Origin of the sequence: Mesorhizobium sp. M1E.F.Ca.ET.063.01.1.1 (assembly GCF_003998155.1) — a bacterium.
Taxonomy (GTDB): Bacteria; Pseudomonadota; Alphaproteobacteria; order Rhizobiales; family Rhizobiaceae; genus Mesorhizobium.
In genome coordinates this window covers 1-1070 of sequence record NZ_RZSC01001231.1, presented here as the reverse complement: position 1 = coordinate 1070, position 1070 = coordinate 1, and the positions used below count along the sequence as shown (strand labels likewise).

The following is a 1070-nucleotide window of genomic DNA, read 5'->3' as shown; positions in this document are numbered from 1 at the left end:
TGGTTGTCCATGCCCTGCCGGACGAGCCGCTTGTGCTGGCGCTTCCATCCGCGCACCAGCTTGCCGGGCAGACCGCCATCCGTGTGGCCGACCTCGACGGCGAGCCCTTTCTGCTGGCGCCCCGCGCCATCGGCCCAAGCATCTACGACCGCGTGATCGCTTTGTTCCAGGCCGAAGGCCTGAGCCCAAGGATCGTCCAAGAGGTGACGCCGATGACGACCCTGGCCGGCCTCGTCGCGGCCGGTGCCGGCCTGGGGTTCGTCACGGCGGGCATCGCGAGGGCGGCGCTGCCGGGCGTGGCTTATCGCCCGGTCATCCCGTCGCCGCCGTCCTTGCCCATGGCAGCCGCCTGGCGCGTGCCGACGCTGTCTGCCTGCGGCCAACAGTTTCTCGAAATGGTCAAGACGCTGGTTGCAGCATCCAGACATTGACGTCGCGACGATTGCATTCGTAGCGGACGCTGGCAGCGGCGCAGCCACCTCCTTCGGAGGCGGTAAGGAAAGAGGGGCCTTCAGGAAGGCACGGGCTGCGACGCTATCGCCCCCCGCCACGCATTGCTGGCGCACGACGGGAACACTATAGGTGTTCCATCGTGCGCGAAGATATTCACACGACAGGCATTCCGGTTCTCTGCGTTTCATGCGAGGCGCGGCATCGCGGCATCTGCGGCGCGCTCGGCCCCGACCAGCTCCTGGCCCTTTCCAAATCGACGATGCGGCACAAGGCCGACGCCGGCAAGGAACTGGTGAGCGATTCCAGAAGCGTCGAGCGCTTCTCCAACGTGCTCTTGGGCGTCGTGAAGCTTACCAAGACGCTTTCCGACGGCCGCCAGCAGATCGTCGGCCTGCAGTTCGCCCCGGATTTCCTCGGCAGGCCGTTCCAGGCCGAGAGCTCGCTGACCGCCGAGGCCGCGACCGAGGTCGAGCTGTGCTCGTTCCCGCGCCAGGCGCTGGAGCGATTGATGAAGGAGCAGCCGGATCTCGAGCATCGCCTGCTCGAGCAGAAGCTGCGTGAGCTCGATCAGGCGCGCGACTGGATGGTGGCGCTCGGCCGCAAGACCGCAGCCGAGA

At 67.0% G+C, this 1070-nt stretch carries 2 protein-coding genes; both read left to right on the top strand.

Features of this window, described 5'->3' with window-relative positions:
* Positions 1-431: LysR family substrate-binding domain-containing protein (locus EOA29_RS37495; protein ID WP_189479138.1), on the top strand; the 431-nt coding region annotated here is incomplete at its 5' end.
* 161 nt (positions 432-592) lie between these two features.
* Positions 593-1070 (top strand): Crp/Fnr family transcriptional regulator (locus EOA29_RS37490; protein ID WP_348628938.1); only part of this gene is annotated, 478 nt, incomplete at its 3' end.